The 25459-nt window shown below is 47.6% G+C and carries 21 protein-coding genes and 1 pseudogene; 12 read left to right on the top strand and 10 right to left on the bottom strand.

Going from position 1 to position 25459, the window contains the following annotated elements; all coding sequences use genetic code 11:
* Positions 1 to 8: 8 nt before the first annotated feature.
* Positions 9 to 1154: a tyrosine-type recombinase/integrase gene (locus tag GN241_17010; GenBank protein ID XAT59336.1), complete on the top strand. Its 1146-nt coding sequence runs from the start codon at positions 9 to 11 to the stop codon at positions 1152 to 1154.
* Here GN241_17010 and GN241_17015 read toward each other — a convergent pair.
* Positions 1144 to 3054, bottom strand: a complete 1911-nt coding sequence (locus tag GN241_17015; protein XAT58906.1) for a hypothetical protein — start codon at positions 3052 to 3054, stop codon at positions 1144 to 1146. The two genes, GN241_17010 and GN241_17015, sit on opposite strands and share 11 nt — an antisense overlap.
* A gap of 1488 nt (positions 3055 to 4542) precedes the next feature.
* Between GN241_17015 and GN241_17020 the strand changes: the two genes are divergently transcribed.
* The gene (locus GN241_17020; protein ID XAT58907.1) at positions 4543 to 5607 is read left to right on the top strand and encodes a 5-methyltetrahydropteroyltriglutamate--homocysteine methyltransferase; all 1065 of its coding nucleotides are present in this window, start codon (positions 4543 to 4545) and stop codon (positions 5605 to 5607) included.
* Positions 5608 to 6226: 619 nt separating this feature from the next.
* Here GN241_17020 and GN241_17025 read toward each other — a convergent pair.
* Together GN241_17025 and GN241_17030 are read right to left on the bottom strand one after the other, a co-directional pair.
* The gene (locus GN241_17025; GenBank protein ID XAT58908.1) at positions 6227 to 6703 is read right to left on the bottom strand and encodes a hypothetical protein; all 477 of its coding nucleotides are present in this window, start codon (positions 6701 to 6703) and stop codon (positions 6227 to 6229) included.
* A gap of 188 nt (positions 6704 to 6891) precedes the next feature.
* A complete protein-coding gene (locus GN241_17030; protein ID XAT58909.1) occupies positions 6892 to 7350 on the bottom strand; it encodes a hypothetical protein in 459 nt (152 codons plus the stop codon).
* 319 nt (positions 7351 to 7669) lie between these two features.
* On the opposite strand from GN241_17030, the gene GN241_17035 reads away from it, so the two are divergent.
* The 3 genes from GN241_17035 (at position 7670) to GN241_17045 (ending at position 9780) form a co-directional block, all read left to right on the top strand.
* Positions 7670 to 8422 carry a hypothetical protein gene (locus GN241_17035; GenBank protein ID XAT58910.1) on the top strand — a complete coding sequence of 251 codons (753 nt, stop codon included), beginning with the start codon at positions 7670 to 7672 and terminating at the stop codon, positions 8420 to 8422.
* 411 nt (positions 8423 to 8833) lie between these two features.
* Positions 8834 to 9118, top strand: a complete 285-nt coding sequence (locus tag GN241_17040; protein XAT58911.1) for a hypothetical protein — start codon at positions 8834 to 8836, stop codon at positions 9116 to 9118.
* A 104-nt stretch (positions 9119 to 9222) separates the two neighbouring features.
* Positions 9223 to 9780 carry a hypothetical protein gene (locus GN241_17045; GenBank protein XAT58912.1) on the top strand — a complete coding sequence of 186 codons (558 nt, stop codon included), beginning with the start codon at positions 9223 to 9225 and terminating at the stop codon, positions 9778 to 9780.
* A gap of 318 nt (positions 9781 to 10098) precedes the next feature.
* Here GN241_17045 and ettA read toward each other — a convergent pair whose 3' ends face one another.
* Positions 10099 to 11754, bottom strand: a complete 1656-nt coding sequence (gene ettA / locus GN241_17050) for an energy-dependent translational throttle protein EttA (protein ID XAT58913.1) — start codon at positions 11752 to 11754, stop codon at positions 10099 to 10101.
* Positions 11755 to 11946: 192 nt separating this feature from the next.
* On the opposite strand from ettA, the gene GN241_17055 reads away from it, so the two are divergent.
* Complete coding sequence (locus GN241_17055) at positions 11947 to 12549, top strand: nicotinate-nucleotide adenylyltransferase (protein XAT58914.1); 603 nt, start codon at positions 11947 to 11949, stop codon at positions 12547 to 12549.
* On the opposite strand, the gene GN241_17060 is transcribed toward GN241_17055, so the two are convergent.
* A complete protein-coding gene (locus GN241_17060; protein XAT58915.1) occupies positions 12490 to 13338 on the bottom strand; it encodes an EamA family transporter in 849 nt (282 codons plus the stop codon). The two genes, GN241_17055 and GN241_17060, sit on opposite strands and share 60 nt — an antisense overlap.
* Before the next feature lie 53 nt (positions 13339 to 13391).
* On the opposite strand from GN241_17060, the gene dacB reads away from it, so the two are divergent.
* Positions 13392 to 14873 carry a D-alanyl-D-alanine carboxypeptidase/D-alanyl-D-alanine-endopeptidase gene (gene dacB, locus GN241_17065; GenBank protein XAT58916.1) on the top strand — a complete coding sequence of 494 codons (1482 nt, stop codon included), beginning with the start codon at positions 13392 to 13394 and terminating at the stop codon, positions 14871 to 14873.
* Between the two features lie 6 nt (positions 14874 to 14879).
* On the opposite strand, the gene GN241_17070 is transcribed toward dacB, so the two are convergent.
* On the bottom strand, positions 14880 to 15305 hold the full coding sequence (locus GN241_17070) for a 2-dehydro-3-deoxyphosphooctonate aldolase (GenBank protein XAT58917.1): 426 nt from the start codon (positions 15303 to 15305) through the stop codon (positions 14880 to 14882).
* Between the two features lie 127 nt (positions 15306 to 15432).
* Here GN241_17070 and GN241_17075 point away from each other — a divergent pair, with 127 nt between their 5' ends.
* From GN241_17075 to GN241_17090, 4 genes and pseudogenes are all read left to right on the top strand, one after another.
* Positions 15433 to 17013 (top strand): lysine--tRNA ligase, encoded by a 1581-nt coding sequence (locus tag GN241_17075; protein XAT58918.1) that lies wholly within the window; start codon positions 15433 to 15435, stop codon positions 17011 to 17013.
* 46 nt (positions 17014 to 17059) lie between these two features.
* On the top strand, positions 17060 to 17461 hold the full coding sequence (locus GN241_17080; GenBank protein ID XAT58919.1) for a DUF4864 domain-containing protein: 402 nt from the start codon (positions 17060 to 17062) through the stop codon (positions 17459 to 17461).
* Between the two features lie 87 nt (positions 17462 to 17548).
* Positions 17549 to 19834 carry a right-handed parallel beta-helix repeat-containing protein gene (locus GN241_17085; GenBank protein XAT58920.1) on the top strand — a complete coding sequence of 762 codons (2286 nt, stop codon included), beginning with the start codon at positions 17549 to 17551 and terminating at the stop codon, positions 19832 to 19834.
* Positions 19835 to 19908: 74 nt separating this feature from the next.
* Positions 19909 to 20750, top strand: a pseudogene (locus GN241_17090) (hypothetical protein).
* Positions 20751 to 20788: 38 nt separating this feature from the next.
* Here the strand turns inward: GN241_17090 and GN241_17095 are convergent.
* Positions 20789 to 21706 carry an EamA family transporter gene (locus GN241_17095; protein XAT58921.1) on the bottom strand — a complete coding sequence of 306 codons (918 nt, stop codon included), beginning with the start codon at positions 21704 to 21706 and terminating at the stop codon, positions 20789 to 20791.
* 157 nt (positions 21707 to 21863) lie between these two features.
* Positions 21864 to 22781 carry an ion transporter gene (locus tag GN241_17100; GenBank protein ID XAT58922.1) on the bottom strand — a complete coding sequence of 306 codons (918 nt, stop codon included), beginning with the start codon at positions 22779 to 22781 and terminating at the stop codon, positions 21864 to 21866.
* 353 nt (positions 22782 to 23134) lie between these two features.
* On the opposite strand from GN241_17100, the gene GN241_17105 reads away from it, so the two are divergent.
* Positions 23135 to 23380: a hypothetical protein gene (locus GN241_17105; GenBank protein ID XAT58923.1), complete on the top strand. Its 246-nt coding sequence runs from the start codon at positions 23135 to 23137 to the stop codon at positions 23378 to 23380.
* Between the two features lie 43 nt (positions 23381 to 23423).
* Here the strand turns inward: GN241_17105 and GN241_17110 are convergent, their stop codons facing one another.
* Both GN241_17110 and GN241_17115 read right to left on the bottom strand, forming a co-directional pair.
* Positions 23424 to 24992, bottom strand: a complete 1569-nt coding sequence (locus GN241_17110) for a 2-isopropylmalate synthase (protein ID XAT58924.1) — start codon at positions 24990 to 24992, stop codon at positions 23424 to 23426.
* A gap of 255 nt (positions 24993 to 25247) precedes the next feature.
* On the bottom strand, positions 25248 to 25400 hold the full coding sequence (locus GN241_17115) for a hypothetical protein (GenBank protein XAT58925.1): 153 nt from the start codon (positions 25398 to 25400) through the stop codon (positions 25248 to 25250).
* Positions 25401 to 25459 lie beyond the last annotated feature (59 nt).

Here is a 25459-nt window from a genome sequence, read left to right on the forward strand (position 1 = left end):
CGTACATAATATGCCGTTCAGGCACCTTTTATTATAACCGCCATGTACCTAAGCACGCAGTGAAAGCCTATGGTCTATTCATCAGGCAAGCTTTGTCCAAATGCCCTGAAGAAGCTGAAGCTTATGCAAAACGTCTGGGTAATGTATTGGAGGGATCTTGGAGTAATACGACCTCAATACAGCCGGTCGATATTCCTACTATTCTATCCAGCTTTAAACCAAGATCTTTTAAACTTTCTGAAATTGCAACGGAATATGTGGGAGTAAAAGGCATTGATCCTCGCCCACCGAGAATAGCTCTGCAGTCTTTTATCTCTTTGGCGGGAGATAGAGATGTAGCAGAATACATGCGTGAAGATGCCAAGCTTTTTCTTCGTCATCTAGAAATGAGCGGTAATAAAACCGCAACGATCAGAAAGCGTATCAACAGCCTGTCTGCCATTCTCAATTATGCCTATGCAGAGCTGGACTTGGATAAGCGTAACCCCTTCTCAAGACTGTTCATCAAGGGAGAAGGTGAAGATAGCCATAAGCGAGGCACCTTTACCAATGAACAACTCAAATGGGGATACGACAAAGCTTTAGCTTCCGGAAGTCAGATCAAGTTGCTGATGCCACTTTTAGGAGAAACAGGCTGTAGGCTAGCAGAGATCGTGGGGCTTAAGCTGGAAGACATCGATCTTGCGAATGACCTGATCCATATACGAGCCAATTCAGCAAGAAGGTTAAAGACGAGGAGCAGCCAAAGAACCGTACCCTTGGTTGGATATGCCAAACTGGCTATGGAACAAGCATTCAAGCAGGCAGATGATACCTACCTATTCCCAAGATATATTCGAGATGAAAAGTGTTATGCCACGCATGCGTCTAATGCCCTCAATAAGTGGCTGAAGAAGGACTTTGATGGTCTGACTGCACATAGCCTTAGGCATACATTCAGAGACCGTCTGAGAGCTGTGGAATGCCCAATGGATCTGATTGATCAAATTGGTGGGTGGAAGTCAGTAAGTTCAATTGGCAATAATTATGGGCTTGGATATCGGATGGAGCCAATAAAGATAATTTTAGGTGATATAAAAGTAGATTATTTTTCAACCGCTCGGCAGCTTCCTCTTACGCTAAGTTTGACTGACAGGATGTTACTCAGGCATTGATACCGGCTTCTTTCAGTGTTTCTTTTAGTTTCTGGAGAAATTTTTCATCCGTTATAATGAAAGTCTTCATTGCTCGCCTCAAAGAGCTCCACTTTATGTCAGGGTCAATTTCTACCATTTTTTCTACTAATCGCTTTGCCTCAGATTTCTGCTCTCTTTGCATTGCAATGAAAGTTTTTATTCCAAGTCCACCTAGTTGTGATCCACCAAAATATTGTTCATTTTCGGACAGGTCAGTTGCTAGGTCGTTCGCTTTATCGTAGTTTTCAAGGTAAAGTAATGCCATCGAGTAATTCAGCTTTACGTTAGCCGGTGGGTGTGGAGCTACTGCAAGAGCTTTTTCATAATTCTCCAAAGCTTCGTTAAATAATCCAACTGTAAATAAAGAATTTGCAGCGGCCAATATACTTATTATACCACGAGGATTTAACTCAGCAGCTTTTAGGGCGTACTCTTTAGCAATAATTTTAATTTCCTCATCATCGTATTCTGGAAATTCTTGTGGCTGTTTAATCATAAGACCAGCTAATAGACTGTAGCCGTCAGAAAGTTCGGGCCCATATTCTACCGCCCGTTTGGCTACAGAAACCATATCTCTTGAGATGTTCCAATCTCTTAGACCTACACTTGCTTGAGCGGTAAAATACCAAGCATACATAGATAACACGAGTGGGTTATTTGGTTCAGTTTCAAATATTGTATCAAAGAGCAAACCAGCTTCTTTAACACCCTCTAAGGAAAATGTGAGCCAAAGTGAATTCGCCTTCAAATATCGTTGCCAATTTTCAGGACTTTTGAAATATTTTCTTGTGTCCTCAAAGGACTGGTCCATCGTAAGTTTAATTTGTAATTTGTTGAGTATTTTTGCCGAAATAGTATCCTGTACTTCAAAAATATCCGTCAATTCAAAGTCGTATTTTTCTGACCAAATTATTTTTTGTTTTACAATATCTGAAAGTTCAACTGTGGTTCGTATTTTGTCTGCAGAAACCTGATTTGAACCCTTTAAAACATAATTCACTAGATAATTTTCTTTTATCTCCGCATCAGAATAACCTTGTTTTTTAATAAATTCACTTGTGTTGCTGGACTGCACCAACAAGCGAGGATAACTGGACAGAGATGATATAATAATATCTGTCATTCCTTTGCTCAACTGATCGTCAGCACTATCACCTGACCTATTTTCAAATGGCATCACTAAGACCATCGCTCGATCGGACTCTGCTATTAGCTGCTCAATATCTTTTTTAGTCTGATTTCCTTGCATCAAATATAACGAGGCACTGATTGCTAATACTAAAGAAACTATGCAAGCAACGGCTAACAGCATTTTTGAACTATAGGAATTTTTAGCTTTTACTCGCCGTTTTTGGTTTGGTTGTAGGATTAGGTCATAGGCATGAAATTCGTTTTGCTTAACCTTTTGAAGACCAATGTCGTTGAACTCATGGGAGGTCTTGCCTTTGACAAAATCATAGACGCTTTTCGATAGCGTAATCCCACCTGTCTGAGCCAAAGCTTCTAGCCTTGCAGCTATATTTACCCCATCTCCTAATAGATTATCTTTCTCCTTAACAACATCACCTGAGTTGATCCCTATGCGGAATTCTAGCTTTACAGACGTATCTTCCGAGGAGTTTCTATTTTTGATAGCTTTCTGAAACTCTACAGCGCATTCAACTGCTGAGACTGCACTTGGAAATTCCGCCAGGAAAGAGTCTCCACCCGTATTAAACAAGCGGCCCTTATGCTTTTTGAACAATGCAGTTAGGATTTTCTCGCAGGCACGAAGATTTTTAATCGTGCTGCTCTCATCGTCTTCCATATGTTTGCTATATCCGACAACATCGGTAGCAAAGATGACTGCTATCTTACGTTCAATTTCTTCTTCAGACATAAGCTCGCCAAAGGTTAAGTTTCACAGTGATGGTGCCATGTGGTCCAAAATCTGTCTAGAAAAACGTAACGAAATTCATGCACCCTGTTGCAATAAATGACAAATCACTTGCTCTACTTTCCATTTGACGCTTGTTATAAAAATATATCTTTGGGTTAAATCTATTATTGATTTATATCCGAAAGTATAGTATTGTTTTGGTATGCATTTGAGCAGGTGAAATGCCAGTAACCGCAAAAGCGATCTGCAATCATGACATTGATGGAGTTAGCCCACATTAGATGTGGCGGTGCTTGCTTTTGCATTTCCCGGAAATCAAAAATGAAGAAAGAACAAAGCCAAGACTACCCGTTTGTTATTACATATCTCAGTAACCGTTACCGCCTCATTGAATGTAGAGATCGCATTCAGTGGATCCTCCAGCGGCGAGATAAGAACGCTCCTCGATGGAGAGGCATTTACTATTTTCTTAACACGCAACCCATGTCCCGCATCTTTAGGCAGTTTGACTTGGATAATGGAGTTGTTGATCAGCTTCCAGAGCGCTTTGAGAGCCGTTTTAAGGCTGTTCAGCGTGAGCAAATCAAATCTGATGACATAGTCCTAGCCACAGACAAAAAGCTACTCGAGGACAAAAGTTTTTCTAAGCTGCATGATGGTCATAATGTTAGGATAGTTAGGCGGTCAGCATGAGGCCACTCATCGCCTGAAGTAGACTGTGCACCCTTTGGTGATACGACAAAAAAAGACAGGAGAAGGCGGCTTTGGGTGAAGCTTAAGCTGGATCTTAAAGCTCCTTCTCCCTTTTAAAATTGGAAGAGATGGGAAGCTTAAGATTACTTAAAGTATATCCTTTAAGAAGAATCTCTATCTTTTTTATCAAAGTTAGAATTGAAAGCTTAAGGCCTACTTTAAGAGATACTTTAAGTAGCCTTAAATCATTTATCATCTCTAAATATAGAAGATAATAAAAGCTTAAAGGTGAGCTGTAAGATCCAACTTTAAGTACCCTGAGGCTCCCAGCCAAAGACACTCTTTGTTTCTTCTGTCGTACCCCCGATGTATTACATTACCGATACTAGGAACGATAAGGATCAGGCGCCTGTAAGCTAACCTATATACATTACTCAGACGTTTTTGATGAGCTTCTGCAAACCAGCAACACCATATTGGTTAACACACCCACAGCACACCTCACTGTCAAAGTCCGAGTATATATAACGGGCATAGGGGGTGTGGCCCATGCGTAGCAGGCTCGTATTAGTTAGAGTTGGTACGAAAAGGCAGTGATTGAAGGTAAAGATAGGGGCGCCCTCTTCTAAAGGGTGTCGCCGGTGTAGGGTGAAAACAAAGTTTTTATAACTTTTTTCGATGTGAAAACTTTTGGTTTTACCCTGCACACCCGACACCAAGGGTTTTAACGGTTTTGCTTTCACAGTATAATATCCGAAAATAAAAATCGAATTTTCGGTAGAAGGATTACAGATAATGGCTCCATTAGAGACTACAACAATCGGTGCCTTTCCTAAGCCCAAGTACGTTCCGATTCGAGATTGGTTTGATCTGTCTCGTGAAACTGGAGGAATGAATACTGCTGAAACGACAAGGATGTATTCAAGAGACATAAAGAATCAGAACGCTCATGAAGATCTCTTTTTAAAAGCTACCAAAGAGATTTTGGATATTCAGCTTAGATCTGGAATTTCAATTCCTACAGATGGCGAAGTTCGGCGTGAAAATTATATCCACTACCATTGCCGTCATTTAGACGGCTTTGATTTTGAAACTTTAGAACATCGGGTTCTACGTGATGGCGCATATGAAACTGACCTACCCGCAATCAGAAATAAAATTAGCCATTCGGGAAAGAGCTACAGTGTGCACGATTATGTAGCCAGTCAGAATTTGAGCTCCAAACCAGTAAAATTTACCTTGCCAGGACCTTTGACGATAATGGATACAACAGCAGATTGTTTTTACAACGATCGTCCAAAGTTAAACGCAGCCTTGGCAGAAACAGTGAATAAAGAAATCCTTTCGCTGGTAGAAGCAGGATGTAAGTACATCCAAGTTGATGAGCCTCTGTTTGCTCGCTCGGTAAAAGAAGCACTGGGCTTTGGTATGGAGGGATTAGAGAGGTGCTTTCATAATGTACCAGACTCTGTGACACGAATTGTTCATATGTGTTGCGGTTACCCCGATCACTTAGATGATGATGATTATAAAAAAGCAGATCCAACAAGTTACCATCAACTTAGTGAAGCAATTGATGAAGCAGCATTTGATCAGATTTCGATCGAGGACAAGCATTGTTGTAATGATTTGTCACTTTTAGAACAGTTTCAAAATAAAACTGTTATTTTTGGTGCTGTCGCAATAGCATCCAGCCGCCTAGAAACGGTCGACGAAGTAAGGGAACGGCTTCAAGCAGCAATGAACCATATCGACCGAGATCGGCTGGTAGTTGCTCCCGATTGTGGGTTAGGCCTCCTTTCACCAAAACTAGCTGAGGACAAATTGCGTGTAATGTGTCAGGCTGCAGCACTTATTTGATGCCGACAAGAAGGCAAGATCGTCTTCAAAGCCAGATGATCTTTAACTTCCGTCAATCTTTTACAAACTGGTTAACACACCCACAGCTCACCTCACTGTCAAAGCCCAAGTATATATAACGGGCATAGGGGGTGTGGCCCATGCGTACCGGGCCGGGGTTCTTCGTCGGTAGAATGAAAAGGATGTGATTGAAGGTAAAGATAAGGACGTACTCTTCTAGAGGGTGTCACCGATGTCAGGTGAAAGTAAAACTTTTATAATTTTTTTCTTTCTGAAAACTTTTGATTTTACCTGACATACCCGACACCAACCCTTTCGACTTATGTTTTTTATACAAAGTGACGAGTAGCTGCTGGTCAATTAAATTTACCCATGCGAACTGAAAAACCGCCCTAAACTCTGAACGATGCTTTTGTCAGCAAAGGTTTGGGTAAGCGAAATTCATTCTCAAACCCGTTCTTTAAAAAAATGAAAACATACCAAAAGCAAGGAGGTTTGTCGTTGGTCATATGGGGCGCAGATATGATACTAAATGAGAGGCTGACAGCACATCACCGAATGACCAAGCTATTTTCAGGCCCCCATTAATAAAGCGGGAATAAAAAGGCATAGCCCAGCTTTAAAGCTGAGATTGAATGGCGTTTGTAATCTGTTTGATTTTTTCGTTGATTGACTTGGTATCTGTAGGCCACTCATTCTTGGCAATTAACGCACGAATCTCGTCTGCCACTTGAATATTCACCTCAACGGGCAATTCGTTCATCATAGTGATCGTATCTCTACGAATGCCAGATAGTTCTAACGATACCGAAGCTGGTCCAGATTTTGGCCCCGAATTGGCATTTAACAGGCCAACCTTTGGAATATTATCGTAGTTATCTGAAATTTTGGACAGCGATGCTCCTCTGGATTTTCCCGCTTCCATGGATGCCGTCACTTTAAGGTAGTTTTTTGCAATGAGCTCTTGAGATAGAACCACATCAGCAGAGTTTTCACCTTTAGCCCCGTTCGTTTTATGCGCAACCACCGGCGCTTTAGGCGCGGTGTTTCTGGCTTGTAGGGCGACTTGCGCAGCTATATTTCCATCAATTTTCATAAATGAACGTTACGATAAATTGAAATGGCTGTCGACCAAATGTTAAGGTCAAAGAGACAGCTTTCTTTGATCATGAGCGGTGTTTTTGTTCCGCCTAACTAAGATGACTTTTTTCGCCTTTGGTCCAAGTCGACACGCAGCGAATAGCGCGTGTGTGTGCAATCATTACCCTGTGCAAGATGGATTGTTTATCCTCGTTGATCCAAATTTTCCAAAAGCTCTCCTATCCGCTCAACCGTGCCATTATGGGAATAGGATTGGATCGCCGTGTCTGGCTGTTTTTCCCATGGAAATCTATGATCTGTAAACAATTCTACATTCGGTTTGAATTCATAAAACCCGCGCAACATACCCGAAAATATATACACCATCCCTTCAAGTAAATCTGGCTTAGTACACACATTCATGCCGCATGAGCTACAAAAAGTCAGGTTCAGCAAATTCCCACTGCCGCCTTTATAGCTAAAGGTTTGAAAAGCTCCCGACAGCTCAACATCAAGTTCAGTGTAAACAAACATTTTGGACGAGCCGTCAAAAAGAACCTTGCAATCGGTGCAATGACACATGACATGCATCATAGGATCATTTTTGAAATGTATTGCTGTCTCTCCACAAAAGCATTTTGCTTCCTGTATATCGCTAGGCATTATTAAAACCTCCCAGTGTGAGTATTTGCGATCGCTCGTTTAGTTATTTTCGCCCATAACAATGGCAGGCTCTAAAAATCATGGCAATGGTGATTTGGTCGGAAGGTATTTTAAACGCTCGATGCGTGGCCCTTGATAAACAGGCGCCAACCCTAACCTGATCACCCATTATTGTACCGCAACAATGTGGTTATATCTTCAACGAGCTTTCATCACATAGGCAAAAGAAAGTCGGGCGCTGCCTTGATCAAGTGCTCTTTGCTAAGATAGGCTTCAAGGTGAATAAACTGTAGATTACGAGCGCGGTAGATAAATTTAAATGACACATAAAATCGATGCCTGGGCACGTCGACAGCTGGCAGATTACCAAAGCAACAAACCAGGCACTATATTCAGGGATGAAGGCTTTCACATAACCATCAATGAAGCCTATGCCATCCAAGACACCATGGTCAAATTGAGGCTACAAAAAGGTGAGACAATAGCCGGTTACAAGGTGGGATGTACGGGGCCTGGCATAATAAAACTTTTTGGCATGCAGGGGCCAATTCGCGGGACTTTGTTCAACCAAGAAATTCATCAAAGCGGCGCCACGCTAAACCTCAATCAATTTGATAATTTAGCTATTGAAGCTGAAATGGCTTTTCAGACCGGAGCAGGCGGCGAAATCACCTCCGTCTTCCCAGTGATTGAATTGCATAATTTCGTTTTTCGCGCTCCCAAAAAATCTTTGTCAGAACTGATTGCGAATAATGGTCTGAATAAAGGAATAATTCTGCCCGATCAAAATTGGAAAGGCCTGCCCAACATATATGGCGAGAAATCAATTCTATCGCTAGAAGTGAATGGCGCCGAAATCGATGCTGGTAACATGTGGCCGATGGACGGGGGACCAAGATCTTCATTGGATTGGCTCACCTCTCATTTGGCAGAGTATGATTTGAAGATGGCATCCGGAAATATAGTTCTCGGAGGAACCGCCCTTGGCATGCATTTGGTGCAATCTGGAGACCATATTGTCTTAAAAATTGGCGGAAAGACAGCCGTACAATGCCGAATCAGCGTCCGCTAACCTATCCAATGGCATTCTTCCGCTGGGGCAAATTTTATTGCAGGCATTGCTCACATTGGCATGAAACAAGCCCCGTGCCTTGTATCAAAAGTTTAGTTTAAATGCATATTTGTAAAAGCAAGCCTTGGCGTTTATTTATTGTTTGAATCATCTTCGCCGCCCGCGGCCTTACAAACAGCGCACCCGCGTTAACCGCGGCGGCTGATAAGGATCGCAAACGCACGCCACCGCCCTCACTTTAAGACTATGACATAAAGCACCAGGCTCCGGGGACGGAACCGGATTTGATAGCGCAATCAATCATAGATTTTCACAAAATATGTCTGTTTATTAGTTCGTTTTGATAATTGCTATTTTATTAATCGTTTTTTTGTTATAGAACTCGAGAGTAACTGGTCAAAGGAACTTATCATGTCATCGTTAACACATTTAGCGAAACTGAGAGGCTTAATGCTGGATATGGAAAGCGAAGTTGGGCTCACAGATGTGTCTCACCTTGAGCGTGATGTGATGCTCGCATGCGTCGAATTAAAAGACGCTGCACCGATTGTTAAAACCAAAGATATTCTTGCACATCGGTTTTTAAAATCCTCATCTCGCCCGTCTATTTTCCGCGCGTTGAAGTCTCTTATTGATCAAAATCACCTGGCTTATAATGGCAAGGGTCGTGGTGGATATATAATCCAGTCGCAATAAAGAGCGCTAATTACAAGGCCTTAAACAACCCTAAAAGGTAAGGATGTCCTTACTTTTAACTTAATAGTCACCAGCTTATACTAATCGCATCGGAGGCATATCCTATGCGCACAATCGAGTTTTACATACCGTCGCTGGCATATATATTTGGATTGTTATTGACAATCCAAATCGTCCAGCCCGTGCAAAATTGGGCGCTGGGTGTAGAGATTTTCGGCAGTCTATTGTTTTTTCCGCATGCTGTGCGCGTTCTTACAGCGTGGCTCTATGGCTGGAAATCGATTTTCTTGCTGATGCCCGGCGTTGTTCTGGGCCATTATATGATATTGGGGTTGCCGGGCTTTACCAATGCCGCCGCGATCGGAATGATTGCGGGTCTTGTAATCGTTCCTCTCACATTTGAATGTTTCAAACGCTGCGGCTTTGATTTTTTTGCAACAGCGATGCACGTTCCGAAATTCATACCCGTTTTTCTCATTGGATCCTTTGCCAGCATATTCAACGCCGCAATTTTTAACGGGTTCACGGGAGGACAAAGCTTCGCCATGCTGATCTTCGTGATTGGGGATATCGGAGGCTTGTTTGTAGTCTGCCTGTTCTTGATGCTCATAATGCGCCGGCAAAGAACGACTGCCGATTCTCAAAGCGGTGTTGCAGGCTAGCGCTTATAAGGCGCAACAAAGTGGGGCAACACCCAGAGGCGCCGTATAACCGGCGCCTCTGAACGGTTTACTCGCTAGCGCCTGAAAACCAGTCTGCAGGGTTCATATTATAATCAGACAACGTGCTGCACCCACTAAGACCGCAGATTACAGCCGCCATAATGACAAATTTTTTCATCAGCTCTTTCTCCATTTTACCTCTGAGAGTAAAACAAGATCAGCCGTCATATTCAATATATTTGTCAGAGAAACAGCCTAAAATTTAAAAGTTATTCTCTCAATTTCAGACTTTACTGATCAGTGTAAAATTATTCGCTATTATCGAGAAAACTTTTTATGCTTTATCCGCTTCGGCTTTAAAGCATCCGCGCCCAAACGCCGCTTCTTATCCTCTTCATAATCGGCAAAGTTTCCTTCAAACCATTCCACATGCGCCTCGCCTTCAAAGGCCAAAATATGCGTGCAAATCCGGTCTAAGAAAAAGCGATCATGCGAGATCACAACCGCGCAACCTGCAAAATCGACCAGAGCGTCCTCAAGCGCGCGCAAGGTTTCTACATCAAGATCATTCGTCGGTTCATCGAGCAGCAATACGTTACCGCCTGATTTCAGCAGCCGGGCCATATGAACGCGATTGCGCTCTCCTCCAGACAGCAACCCCACCTTTTTTTGTTGATCGCCCCCTTTGAAATTAAACGCCGAGCAATAGGCACGTGAATTCACTTCGGCATCGCCAAGATGGATGATATCTTGACCATCGGCGATCGCCTCCCACACGGTAGCATCGTCTTTCAAATCATCCCGCGACTGATCAACATAGGATAATTCAACCGTATCCCCATAGGTAATAGCGCCCGCATCCGGCGCTTCATGCTGCGTGAGCATTTTGAAAAGCGTTGATTTGCCAGCCCCGTTCGGGCCAATTACCCCCACGATACCCCCCGGTGGCAAAGAGAACTCAAGATTTTCGATCAGCAGTTTGTCACCCATGGCTTTGTGTAAACCATCCACCTCGATCACTTTACCACCTAGCCGCGGCCCGTTTGGAATAACGATTTGCGCGCGGCTAATTTTCTCGCGCTCGGATTGATTGGCCAGATCATTATAGGCATTGATCCGGGCTTTTTGTTTGGCTTGCCGGGCTTTTTGACCCTGGCGCATCCATTCCAATTCGCGCTCAAGCGTTTTTTGCCGGCTCTTATCCTCGCGTGCCTCTTGCGAAAGGCGTTTGGCCTTTTGTTCCAGCCAGCTTGAGTAATTTCCCTCATAAGGAATGCCGCTGCCGCGATCCAGCTCAAGAATCCAACCGGTGATATCATCCAAGAAATAACGATCATGCGTCACAATCAAAATTGTACCCTTATAATCGATCAGATGCTGCTGCAGCCACGCGATGGTTTCTGCGTCCAAATGGTTGGTCGGTTCATCGAGTAGCAGCATATCGGGTGCCTCGAGCAGCAACCGACACAGGGCCACCCGACGCCGCTCACCCCCGGATAACGTGGCCACATCAGCCTCATCATCTGGACATCTCAGCGCCTCCATTGCCACATCGATTTGACTATCCAAATCCCACAGGTTTTCTGCATCAATCTTATCTTGAAGATTGGCCATTTCATCCGCGGTTTCATCGGAATAATTCATTGCCAGCTCATTATAGCGTTCCAAAATGGCTTTTTTCTCGGCCACGCCCAGCATCACATTATCGCGAACGTTCAGCTCTTCGTCCAATTTAGGCTCTTGCGACAAATAGCCGACTCTTGCGCCTTCGGCCGACCAGGCTTCGCCTGTAAAATCTTTATCAAGCCCCGCCATAATTTTCATCAGCGTCGATTTACCCGCGCCATTCACCCCAACCACACCGATTTTTACGCCGGGCAAAAATGACAATCGAATATTCTCAAAGCATTTCTTACCCCCCGGATAGGTCTTTGAAACACCATCCATGTGATAAACATATTGATACGCGGCCATCTCGATTGCTCCTTAGGGCATTAATTCAGAATGGTTAGATACCCAAATGGGGGCGCGGGGGCAACGCCTCAGGTTAAAATTTAAACTCTGCAGATGCAGCCGGAGCGGCGGGGATGACTTCTGTCTTTAGGGTGGTTATTGAAGAAGAATACGATCCGTGCCCCGCACGAACCAGAAAGACGCGAGCAGAGTATGGCAGCACAACGCATCATTGGCCTTTTGGGCGGCTCTTTCGACCCTGCGCATGCGGGGCATGTTGAAATAACGCGGCACGCGCTGCGCCGCTTCGGGCTTGATCGGGTTTGGTGGGTGGTCAGCCCCGCCAATCCGCTCAAAACAACGGGGCCAGACCCGCTTTTATCCAGAATACGCGCGGCAAAACGAATGATGGAGCACCCAAAGGTTGACATCACCGGCATTGAAAGTGACCTCGGCACCTGTTTTACATCCGACACGATTGCCGCCTTAAAACAACGCTATCCACAATATCGTTTTGTTTGGCTGATGGGCGCCGATAACCTGAACCAGTTTCACAAATGGCACGCATGGGAAACCATTATGAATTCGGTGCCCATTGGCATATTGGCGCGACCCGGCGACCAGATGGCGCCGCTTAACGCGCGCGCCAGCAGAATTTATCGTGCGGCCCGCCTGCCAATGCATCAAAGCCAGCTTTTAGGCCGCCAAAGCGCGCCTTGTTGGTGCTATCTTCCCATTCCAATGACGGATATCTCCTCAACCCGGCTGCGCCTTCGGGCGGCTCACCCGGCTGGCCGAGAGGCCGCCGCAGAGTAAAATAACCGCAATGCCGGTCCAGCTGAGCATATTCGGCCAATCGTCAAAAACCACTGCGCCGCTGATCGTAGCGATAACGATCTGGAAATAAACAAAAGGCGCCAAACGCGTGGCCGGCGCCAAAGCATAAGCCATTATTAAAAGCAAATTGCCAGCCATTGAGGCAATCCCGGATACCGCCCCCAAAAAACCCAGCTCAAGGGTTATGCCCGGCCAATTCCAAACCGCAAAAGGCAAAAGAACAAATGCCCCATAGGCCAATTGAGTGGCTGCAATCTCCACGGGTGGCGCAATCTCGGACAGCGCGCGAGACAAAGCCAAAAAAACCCCATAACACAGCCCCGCCAACACGGCAAAAAGAAGATTTGGATCAAATTGTCCCTGAGGCTGCGATACGATCACAACCCCTAAAAAGCCGCCTGCAACCAAAGCCAAACGTAGCCCGCCAATGGGCTCTTTCAGAAAAAGAACAGCTAGGATATAGCTGATCAAAGGGCCGATGAAAAACACCGCATACACAGTGGCAATTGGAACAGTGGAAAGGGCTGTTAGAATGGACGTAATACCGCAGACCAATATGCTGGCCCGCGCGATAATACGCCAATCCAACAACAGTTTATATGCGGCGCGGCGTACAAAAAAAGCTAATATGAGGGCGCCAACCGCAAACCTGCTCCAAGCGGCGAAAAACGGTGAAAGAGCGCTTTGGTCTGTCATCAATTTACCCGCCGTATCCCCCAAAGGGATCAACGACATCGCAACCAGCATAATCAAAATCGCCCTATGCATTACACAGCCTTATTTCGGATTTAAAACGCCCCAAGCAAAGAATATGTGTAGATATGAGCGATAAAATAACAAGGCGAAAATTCGCAGCATGGCTGGCAGCTTCACTTTTGGCCTCACCAGCCGCCGCCACCGCGCCTCTGCGCAGCTTACGGCCCAAACCGCGCCCTGCTCCGCAACCTTTTGCGGCCTTGCGCAGCGCTTTGGCCACACCCAGCCTCAGCGGGAAGCGCGGCTGCGCGGTATGTGATCTAGCGCAGGGCGGGTTGATCGAGAACCACCGCGGAGAGGATAGGTTTGCGCCGGCCAGCGTTACCAAAGCGATCACCGCGCTTTATGCGCTTGATAAACTGGGCAGGGATTTTCGCTTTAACACCACGCTTGCCACCACCGGGCAAGTGAAAGATGGCGTTTTAATCGGCGATCTTATCTTGCAAGGAGATGGGGATCCAACTCTGACCACTGATGCTTTGGGAAAATTGGCCAAAGCGCTGGCTAAGACGGGCTTCAAAACAATAACGGGCCGCTTTCTTTATGCCACAGGTACTTATAAAGAGATATATCAGATCGATCCCCAACAACCGGCACATGTAGGTTATAACCCAGCCCTTTCCGGCCTAAACCTGAACAACAATAGGGTATTCTTTGAATGGAAGTTAAAGAATGGACGCTATCAAACTTGGCTTGAAGCGCGCGGCTTGAACCACCGCCCCACAGTGAGCGGTGTCAAACTGGTGATTGAAAAGCGCGGCGCGCCAGTGTTCAAATATTCTGAAAGATCTGATTATGAAGAATGGAATGTTGCCCGCAGCGCCCTTGGCAAAACTGGTGGGCGTTGGTTGCCGGTTAGGCGCCCCGCTGCCCATACGGCTGAGGTCCTGCGCAGTCTGTTAAAGACACAAGGCGTCGCGCTGCCCAAAGCCGAAGCGGCCAATATGCCAGCTGCTCAGACCGTACTGGCGAATTGTCAAAGCGATCCCTTACCAGAAATCATCAAAGATATGATGAAATATTCTACTAATATCACCGCAGAAATGCTGGGCTTGGCCGCCACCCGCGCCAGCGGCGGCACTATTGGACAATTAGAGGCCTCGGCGCGCCACATGACGCGGTGGGCAAAAGCCAGATTAGATATGCAAAATAGCCTATTCATTGACCATTCGGGGCTCGGCGCTGCGTCCCGGGTGACACCCAATGACATGGTAGGCGCGCTGCAAAAAGCGCTGCTGATATGGCCAGAGTTTCCGCAATTGATGAAGAAAATCAAACCGCGAGATGCCCGTGGCAATCTTGATCGCACATCCGCGGCGCTGATTCTGGCGAAAACCGGAACGTTGCATTATGTCAGCGCCTTGGCGGGCTATGTCACGGAAGGGGTTGCGCGGCCCTATGCATTTGCCATTTTCTGTCAAGATCTTGAGCAGCGCCAAAAACTATTGGCCTCAGCCCGAGAAACCTCGCGAAATGCGCGTTACTGGAACAGACGGGCCAAACAAGTCCAGCAAAACGTGCTGCGCAAATGGTCGCAACAGCTTTAAACCGCGCTAGGCTATAACGTGGCGCGCGCGCGCGCCGCGCTCGATCGCGGCGGCGTGCAAACGATCGATATTCAGCTCATATCGCATCTCTTCCAAAAGCCGCAATTCAGGCTCACGAATGATGCCATCCGCCGCCGCCACATCGCAACATAAAGCATAGGCGGTTTCAAATAATCGATCCGGTAGGTTTTCGCGAATGAGGCCAAAAAGCATATCCAACCCATCTTCTTTTTCAAAAAGATTAAAAACCACCTGCGACATCAGCGTGAATCGATCCACGTCATAATCGGCAAAAATTGGCAAATGGTTCACGGCCGACTGAATTTTGACCAGCTCAGCGGTTAAAATGCGCCCATCCGAGGCCGAGATTGCCATCATCAACGTCACCAAACAATCCTGTGGGGTTAGAACTTTTGGGATATTTTCGGCCATTATCTGATCCTACAGCGACAGGTCTTTTTTAGAGAATATTGACCTATTGGTCCAGTCGCAATAGGAAGCCGCAACCTTCAGCAGAAATTTGCGACCAGACCTGCTGACAATCTCGGAGAACGAAGCAATGTCGAATATGCGTGACCTCGCCCTAAGTGCGAAAGCTTGGCCTTTTGAAGAGGCACGCCGGCTGCTCAAACGCTATTCTGCGGCGCCACCGGAAAAAGGCTATGTGCTGTTTGAAACGGGCTATGGGCCTTCTGGCCTTCCCCATATTGGTACGTTTGGCGAAGTATCGCGCACCACAATGGTGATGCGCGCATTTCAACAAATCAGTGATATCCCAACCAAGTTAATCTGTTTTTCTGATGATTTGGACGGTATGCGCAAAGTTCCGGGCAACGTGCCAAACCCAGAGCGTTTGCACGCTCATATGCAAAAGCCGCTGACCTCTGTGCCCGACCCGTTTGGCGATTATGAAAGCTTTGGCCACCATAACAATGCCATGCTGCGCCGGTTTTTAGACACGTTCGGGTTTGACTATGAATTTTACTCGGCCACAGAATTTTACAGATCAGGCCAGTTTGACAAAGTTCTATTGCGCGCGGCGGAAAAATACGACGCGATTATGGAGGTGATGCTCGCTTCGTTGCGCGAAGAGCGGCGCCAGAGCTATTCAATATTTCTACCGATACACCCGGAAACGGGCCGGGTGCTTTACGTACCAATGAAGGCGGTTGATGCGCAAGCGGGCACGGTGACATTCGATGATGAAGACGGGCGTGAATTCACCCTTCCAGTGACCGGTGGCAATGTCAAACTTCAATGGAAACCTGATTTCGGCGCCCGCTGGGCGGCGCTGGGCGTTGACTTTGAAATGTATGGCAAAGACCACTCAACCAATACACCTATTTATGACAAAATTTGCCGCCTTTTAGGCGCGCGCGCCCCCGAACATTTCACCTATGAGCTTTTCTTAGACGAGCAGGGGCAGAAAATTTCTAAAACCTCAGGCAACGGGGTCTCTATTGACGAATGGCTGCGCTATGCCACCACCGAAAGCCTATCTTATTTTATGTATCTCAAACCAAAAACCGCAAAACGGATGCATTTTGACGTGATTCCGAAGGCCATGGATGAATATCAGCAACAGCTCAAAGCCTTCCACACACAAGAGCTGGCAGCGCAATTGAACAACCCCATTTTTCATATTCACGGGCAGAATGCGCCAAAGCCCGATATGGCCGTGTCTTTTAGTATGTTGCTGAATCTGGCTGCGGTTGCCAATGCCGATGATAAAGACCAATTATGGGGCTTTATTCAGCGCTACGCCCCGGATAGCTCAGCCGCCACTCATCCCGGTCTAGATCAAGCCGCGGGGTTTGCCGTGCGCTATTATAATGATTTCGTTAAACCCACCAAAACCTACCGTGCGGCCTCTGATCTTGAGCGCAACGCGCTTCAGGATTTACGCGATCAATTGGCGGCCTATCAGGGGCCGCTTGACCCCGAACAGCTGCAAAGCATCGTATTTGCCTGTGGCCGCGAGCGTTTTGAACCGCTGCGCGCTTGGTTCAAAGCCATTTACGAGGTGCTACTGGGCGCCAGTCAAGGTCCACGGTTTGGTGGGTTTATTGCCCTTTACGGGGTTACAGAAACCGTGGCTTTGATCGATCACGCTTTAAGCGGCGGATTTGTAAAAGATTGATTTTATAAATCTCTGATCTAGCTTTTGCACAAGAGAGGAGAAATATATGCGACTAATTTCTTTTATATGCGCCTTGTTCTTTTTGGCAGCGCCAGTCTTCGCCGGCGATAAGGAAGATATCCAAGCCACGATCTCTCGCCAATTAGAGGCGTTTCAGCTCGATGATTTTGCAAAAGCCTTCAGCTATGCAAGCCCGTCTATTCAATCCATCTTTGGGGGCCCTGATAATTTTGAATCGATGGTCAAACGCGGCTATCCTATGGTGTGGAAGCCGGGAAAGGTAACCTTTTTAAGCGTTGATCCGTATCACCATGGAATGGCCCAAAATATCCAAATTTTTGATCGAAACAAAAAAGCGCATTATCTGCGTTATTATATGGTCAAGCTGGGCGACAGCTGGAAAATTTCCGGGGTGGAAATCTTACCAAGCTCAGATTTCAGCGTGTAACTGGCTGCCCAGCGCGCGTTGCGCGCGGCCCATCTTAACCCAAAAACCCTAACACGGCTTCACGCAACCATGTGAAAAGGGAAGAATATGGGTTTGGGCACAATCGAGGCTGCCAGATTTACGCCACCTACCTTTGCGGAAGGGCTTGAAAATTGGTCAAGCGGCGATGGGGTGGCCGGCGATCACGGATACGATCTAAGCCCGGATGCCAGCTTGGTGCTGGGCGATAGCGATTTTGGCGCCTGCCTAGAGCTGCGCAAAACGATCGAAGTACAAAAATTGCGCAGCTTCACGCAAACTACAATACTCAAAGAAACCTATCTCCGGGTGAGATGCAGAGTTAAAATGATCAGCGGGCATTTTCCAGGGGTACGCATCGCGGGCTGGGCCGGGGCCGCTTCGGGCGCGCATATTTCCCAAGTCACTCAAATAGGCCCCTCGGTGGTGCCCACAGCCTATGGCCAATTGTTGGAAGTCAGCGCTATTATCGGCCCTGGCCTGCGCGACGGGGTGGATATGGTTTGGGGCGCTAGTCCCGATTATGGCCATTTCGGGCTTGACCTCACGGGTCAAAATGGCGGGGTTATCCGCATTGAAAGCTTGCAGATCGAAGATGTCAGCGCCTTATTCATGCTTCAAAGCACAAATATCTTGGATATCCGCGATTACGGCGCCATAGGCGATGGCGAAACCCCAAATTATGATGCGTTCAGCGCCGCGGATGAGGCTGCAGCGGGGCGTAGATTGTTGGTGCCAGAAGGGCAATTTTATATTGAAAAGGGCCTGACGCTGCGCTCGAAATTGCTGTTTCGCGGTACGGTTAAATTGCCCCTATCGGCGCCGTTTGTGCTGCAGAATAATTTCGACTTCACCACCTATATTGATGCGTTTGGCGAAGAAGAGCTTGCCTTTAAAAAAGCTTTTCAAGCCCTTTTAAACAGCGGCGATCATGACGCGTTGGATCTGGGGGGGCGCACAATCGGCGTGAATGCACCGATCGATCTTCAAAAAGCCGTGTCCACGCGCCAGGGATATGCTGTGCGGCGGGTTATTCGAAACGGAGAGTTTTATGCCCGGCACAATACGGCGTGGGAAAACGATATCGTCATCTCACGCGGCACCTACGCCCCGTCCAATCCCAAAACGCTGTACAATCTCAACAATATTGCCAATATCCAAGCCGGCTCACTGGTTGAAGGCAATGGCGTTGGCCGTGAGATCTATGTGACCTCTGTGGATATCAATACCGGCGAAGCAACGCTTTCAGAAGCGCTTTATGATGCCGAAGGAACGCAAGATTTCACCTTCACACGCTTCAAATACATGCTCGATTTCAGCGGCTTTGATCAATTGCAGAAATTCATGCTGCAAAACGTCAACCTCAAATGCAATAGTATCGCCAACGGTATCATGCTGGCGCGGGCCGGTGATACGTTTCATATCGCCGATTGCGTGATTACCAAACCGAGCTATCGCGGTCTCACCTCAACCGGCTGGGGCTGCCAAGGCATGTTGATTGACCGCTGCCATTTTATCACCGCAGAATCCTTGCTTGCAGCACAAGATCGGGTGAGCATCGCGTTGAATGCCAATGCAAATGATATCAAACTGCGCGATAACCGCGCGTCCCGATTTCGTCATTTCGCCATTTTAAGCGGTTCAAATAATATCATCAGCGGCAATCATTTTTATCAGGGCGACGAAAGATCAAACGGCATTCGGCTGGCTGGAATTGCCCTGACGCAAACCAACACGACCAGCACCATCACGGGCAATTATGTCGATAATTGTTTTATTGAATGGACCAATGAACATGACGCCAAGCCTGATTATACAACCGGGTTTGGCTTTTCGGCGCTCACTATAAGCGATAATATTTTCTTATGCAGCAATGTCGCGCCATCCTTTTCCTTTCTGGTTCTTAAACCCTATGGCCAGCGCCACGGCCTGTCGGACCTGAGCGTGAGTGGCAATAACTTCCGTGCCATCAATGGCTCTATTGACCGGATCGAGGCGGTCGATACCAGCCTATCTGATCTTGACCGGGAGCGGTTTTTTCAAATTCAATTTCAGGGCAATAATTTCAACAATATTACCACCCAAAGCGCCAACCCCTTGCGCTTAACGCATCATCAGAACAGCGCCGCCACTCTTTGGACCATCGACACGGAGCAGCGCCTGCCGTTTCAAGCCCAGTGCCGGGATGCAGATACGCTGATCGCAAAAAGTCCTCTCCTGACAGCGTCGGGAGCGCGCCGACATGCTTTGCCTTATATCGAGCTGCAATACGGATCCGATAAAGATCAGGCCGCCATCGTTTGGCCCGAAGCGGTGAAAGGCAAAGTGGGGCTTCAACTGCGCTGTGATCGTTAACCCTGCAGCTCTGGCCATCCCGCCCGCGAACGCGTATAGCGCCCTTACGAAAACAAGACGGTAAAGGGCATAGGATGGTTGATCAAGACGCGCTAAAACAACTGATCCGCGCCGATAGCGCCGCGCGTGGCACCACCATCTCAAAACTGGGCTATTTTTGCGCGCCATTCCAACCCCGTACGGGGCCTTTCCGCAGCAAAGTCATCAAAATATACCAAAGCCTATCCGACCATGGCGCGCTGGATCAGCTTGCAAAAAACCATACCGATTATGTCGCCATCCTGCATAAAACCGGGGTTGGCCTGCCAGAGACAGAGTTTTTATTGATAGAGATGGATGGGCGCCGCTTTCCGGTGATTGTTCAAGAAGCGCTTGACAGCAACGCATTGATGCGGCCGCTGATGATCAATGCCTCACATGCACAAGCGTTGCAGATGCTGAACGCGGCCGGCCAAGTGATCGCCAGGTTTTGGAATAATTTAAGCCCGGAAGACGGGCGCGTCGGGTTTCATCCGTCAATCCGAAATTTTGCAATCATCCAGCACAAAGCGGTTTTTTTTGATACGTTCCCCCCCTTATTCACTACACGCGCGATGACATGGGCAAGCTGCTCTTACAATTTTCTGAAAACCGCCTGATGCGCTTGATGGGGCCAATGTTGCAACGCAAAGTCACCGGCATCCAAGATGAATGGTATTCGCCGGCCGAAACATTAATCGGGCTGGTGGGAAGCGCCTGCCGCTTACGCCCTGCCGAAGCCGCGGCATTTTTGGATTGGGGCCGCGCGTTTGCCGCGGATGAAATGGCCCAATGGGCGAATGAAATTCATGATGGTCTCACCAAGCCACCCCGCCTGCCCGGCTATTGGACAGGGTTTCGCAAGCTGTTAGGGCTGCAGGGCGAGCCGAATATTTGATCTACATCGCAGCTGGGGCGCGATGGGAGATTTTGGCCTTAAGCCTTTTTAGTTTGCGATAAGATCACCCCAAATGCCAGAATAGCAGCGCCAATCACCTGCGTGATTTGCAAACTCTGGCCAAAAGCCACCATCACGATCATCACGTAAAACGGCGCAGCGTTCAGATGGAAAGAAGCAATTGCGATCCCAATTTCGCCAACACCTTTCACCCAAAGCAATTGCGAAATTCCCACTCCTAAAAGCGCGTAAATACACATTGGAATGAGATGCTCAGCGCTTGGCGGGGGAATATGCGCCCCTGCCCATCCAAATATCCGCCCAAACCCCCATAAGAGCAGCGTAAAACCCCACATGCCAAACGTGGTGACGACAGTTCGCGCAAGCGGCGAGGTGTCGGGCAGGTTTACAACACTCGCCCTCGATCCCCAGGCAAAAAACGACACGGAAACCAACCCGACCATCAGGCCCCAACCCAAATTAAAACCAGTAAGCCCCGCCCCAGTGGCAACAAACCCACCCGTCAAAACCAACACCAACCCAATAGAAAACGGAAGGGTAAGCTGCCGTTTATCTAAGATTATCTCAATAAAAACGGCAGAAATTGGCATCGCCGCAGCCGCCAAAGCGGCGGTGATCGGATCGCTTATTGCTTGCGCATAAATCAATAAAGTTGAACCAATTCCAAAGCCTGTAAAGCCAATCCAGAAGCCTCTTACCCATGGTAAATCGCGCAGCCCCTGCACGCCTGACAGCGCAATAAACAATAATAGGATTAGGCCAAATGCCAGCATGTTGCGGATCGAAATCAACCCCAAAACACCCCAATCCTGCAACAGCAGATCGGCGGCGGGAAAGCCCAGAGAAAACAGAAAAATAGAGCCTACACAAATCCCGTTTCCGCGCAAAAGTTTAGCGCGCGGTACGGGAGTTGAAACGGAAGCCTCTATGCGCATAAATCAGATCACTCAAAAATGGATGGATATACAAATCTGTATAAAAATTATGCTCGATTATGCGCTCGCATTACCGACATTAAAGTCGTTTTCCATCGCATAAAGCGATACATATTGACACAGCGCCCGCGCTTTTTAACGCGCAAAAGACTGCGCGTTATTCCATACGTTTTTCGCGTTGAACATGGCGCATTAACGCATCTGCTTGTTGCGATGAGAGGCCGAATTCTTTGCGCAAAGCCTCTAAGGATCGGCTTTCTACAGCGTCCACCACGCCATCTTGCAGCGCTTCACGGATTTGATCTTCGAAAATCATCTTCCGACGGGCGATTTGATTGCTAAACGCGTTGGCTAAAATACCCGTTAAAAGCGCCACAACGGATACGCCCATCAAAGCGGTAATGATCGAAATCACTTTTCCAATCCATGTCACGGGGCTGACATCGCCATAGCCCACGGTGGTCAGCGTGATCAGTGACCAATACATTGAATCCGGAATAGAGCCGAACTTGTCGGGCTGGGCTTTGGTTTCGGCGAAATAAATCAACGAGGAGGTCAAAACGAAAGCAATCACCAAAAGGTAAAGAGCGGCAATAAATGATTTACGCTCTTCATAAATGGCGCTGAACAAATCTTCGATTGCTGTATTGTAATTTGACAATTTGAAAATACGCAGCAAACGCAAGGTTCGCAAAACGCGTAAATCCAGCCCCGGAAACAAAGCCTGCAAATAAAACGGAATGATTGAAACCATATCGATCAATCCGCTAAAACTAAAAATATAACCCAGCCGGTAACTGCCGAACAGCTTTGTGCCGGGATCAGAGCGCGCGGCGCAAGCCCAAACGCGCAGTAAATATTCCACCGAAAAAATCGCTACGCTAAACACTTCGAAAAAGTAAAATTGAGACGCATAGGTGACTGAAAAATCACTTACCGATTCCAGTGTTACGGCCATAATGTTCAAAATCACCAAAGCTGCGATCAAATAGTCGGTGATTTTACTATATAAATCGCCCGAACGCCCCGGTTCTAAGACTTCAAGCGCCCGCTGTTGAATGCGGCTATAGGTCATTGCATTTGCTCACAATACGGCATCATTTTTTCCTAGGCGGTTTCTTTAAACTTCGCCCTTGATACCCTTGATCTGACTGCTGGTGCAAGATTTTTGCCCCAGTAAGCATAGATCTGATCACGCCCAGATATTTTTTTGAGCGCTAGAGCCGTTCAGTGAACCGCAATACCACCTTCTCTAACCACGGCTGGCCAGCTGATATTCGCTCCGGAAGATAACCGACGTCACTGCGGCCTGTTGCAGCGCAAAAATGGTTCAAATTTTTAGATAGAAACCCGGTAACTTTTCGCCAAGCAGCTTGACCTATAGCGGCGTTGCATCATCTCAACCATATGGGAATAAAGGAATATAAAATGAATACGAAGAGTTCACAGGCAGCCGATCAAAACGCCATTTATGAGGCGGCGATACGCTCAATTGAGGCTTCTCAAAATCGGCGTTTGGCAAATGGCTATGCCGTGGTAGGCGGGGCAATTGCCTATGGGCAGGGTGCATTGGGGCAAGGCACTTTCGGAAAGATCTCGCGTCTGGCCAAGGTATTTTGCATCTGCTTTGCTTTCATGCTCCCGAATATCTTATTCATAAAATATGTCTTATAGGCAGGTATCGCATTCAAAAACGGGCTTTTGGGCCCGTTTTCTTTTAGCTGTAATCTTTATAATTGATCTCTTTATGATCCTCGCCAATACGATCTCTGCGTACCAAAAGCCGGTTCAAAGCGTTCAAATAGGCTCTGGCACTGGCAACCACGGTATCGGTATCGGCGGATTCTCCAGTGGAAATATTGCCATCTTCTTCCATGCGCACGCTCACAGTGGCTTGCGCATCGGTGCCTTCGGTCACCGCGTGTACCTGATATAATTGGAGACGCGCCGTATGCGGGTACAGCGATTTGACGGCATTGAAGGTTGCATCAACCGGCCCATCCCCGGTTGCGGTGGTCGAAACATCTTGACCATCAATTGACAGCGTCATCACCGCTTCTTGCGGGCCATCCGTTCCGCAGGTCACGCGCAAAGATTTCAGTACTAAGCGATCATTTTCGGCATCTTCACCCACCCGCATCAACGCGATGAGATCATCATCATAAACTTCTTTTTTCCGATCAGCGAGTTCCTTGAAGCGCACAAACACGTCTTTCAACTGGTTATCGCCCAGCTTATATCCAAGCTCCTCTAATTTTGAGCGCAACGCCGCGCGGCCAGAATGCTTACCCATCACCAAATTTGTCGCCGCAAGCCCAACATCTTCGGGGCGCATAATTTCGAACGTTTCGGCATTTTTCAGCATTCCGTCCTGATGGATGCCGCTTTCATGGGCAAAGGCATTCTTGCCCACAATGGCTTTGTTGAACTGTACGGGAAACCCGGAAACAGTTGCCACGCGGCGCGAAATATTCATCAATTTCGTACTGTCGATATTGGTGAAATAGGGCATGATATCGCGGCGGACTTTTAACGCCATCACCACTTCTTCCAGCGCCGTATTACCGGCCCGCTCACCCAAACCGTTGATCGTACATTCGATTTGGCGCGCACCGCCCGCCACCGCGGCCAAGGCATTGGCGGTCGCCATCCCCAGATCATTATGACAATGGGTCGCAAATACCACCTGATCTGCGCCAGGAACGCGCGCCAATAGCATTTGAATCAACTCGGCAGATTCCACGGGCGCCGTATACCCAACCGTATCGGGAATGTTGATTGTTGTAGCGCCCGCCTTAATCGCAATTTCCACCACGCGGCAAAGATAATCCGGTTCGGTGCGCGTTGCATCCATGGGCGACCATTGAATATTATCGCACAGGTTGCGCGCATGCGTCACCGTTTCATGGATCCGATCCGCCATTTGGTCCATATCCAATTGCGGGATCGCCCGATGCAACGGAGAAGTTCCTATAAACGTGTGGATCCGCGGCTTTTCTGCATTTTTTACCGCATCCCAACAGCGATCAATATCGCCAATATTGGCGCGGGCCAGCCCGCAGATCACCGAATTGGCGCTGCGGCGCGCGATTTCGCTGACCGCGCGAAAATCACCTTCAGATGCGATTGGAAATCCCGCTTCGATGATATCAACACCCATCTGATCAAGCAGTTCAGCGATTTCTAGCTTTTCATCATGGGTCATTGTTGCGCCGGGGCTTTGTTCGCCATCGCGCAGGGTCGTATCGAAAATAACAACGCGGTCTTTTGGGGGAATATCTGTCATATCTGAGTCTCTTTATTGTCTACTAAGCTCGGGGTGCGATATGAATTGCCTCCTCTGAGCGGACGCACCAAATACCGGCACGCTCAGAGGCAGCTTAGTAGATTTAGACCAAGCAGCCCTTTTAACCGCGCGTTGCGTAAATTGATATTTTGGCCCAAAACGTTCATGCCTCAAATATACAAATTAAATCTTAAATGAAAAGGAACAAAATCAAACCGTAGGTTTCCAGATGCAAGCTATAAACTTTAGCTCAATTTACGCATTGCAAGCGCAAGCCGCGCAGAACACAAAAACATCCTCACAAAAGCCCGCTTTTCCCGCCAGCTCTTCTTTCAAACCCTCCGGCAAACCGATTGCCGCGCTATGCCGCGCAGGCGCCGGGGGCTTGCGCAAAACCATTCGCGTCATGTCTTACCCCAGCGCCGTTTAAAAGCTCCTCAAACGTCCAGAGCAGTTTTCAACACGAG

The organism is Rhodobacteraceae bacterium IMCC1335 (assembly GCA_039640495.1).
GTDB lineage: Bacteria > Pseudomonadota > Alphaproteobacteria > Rhodobacterales > Rhodobacteraceae > Thalassovivens.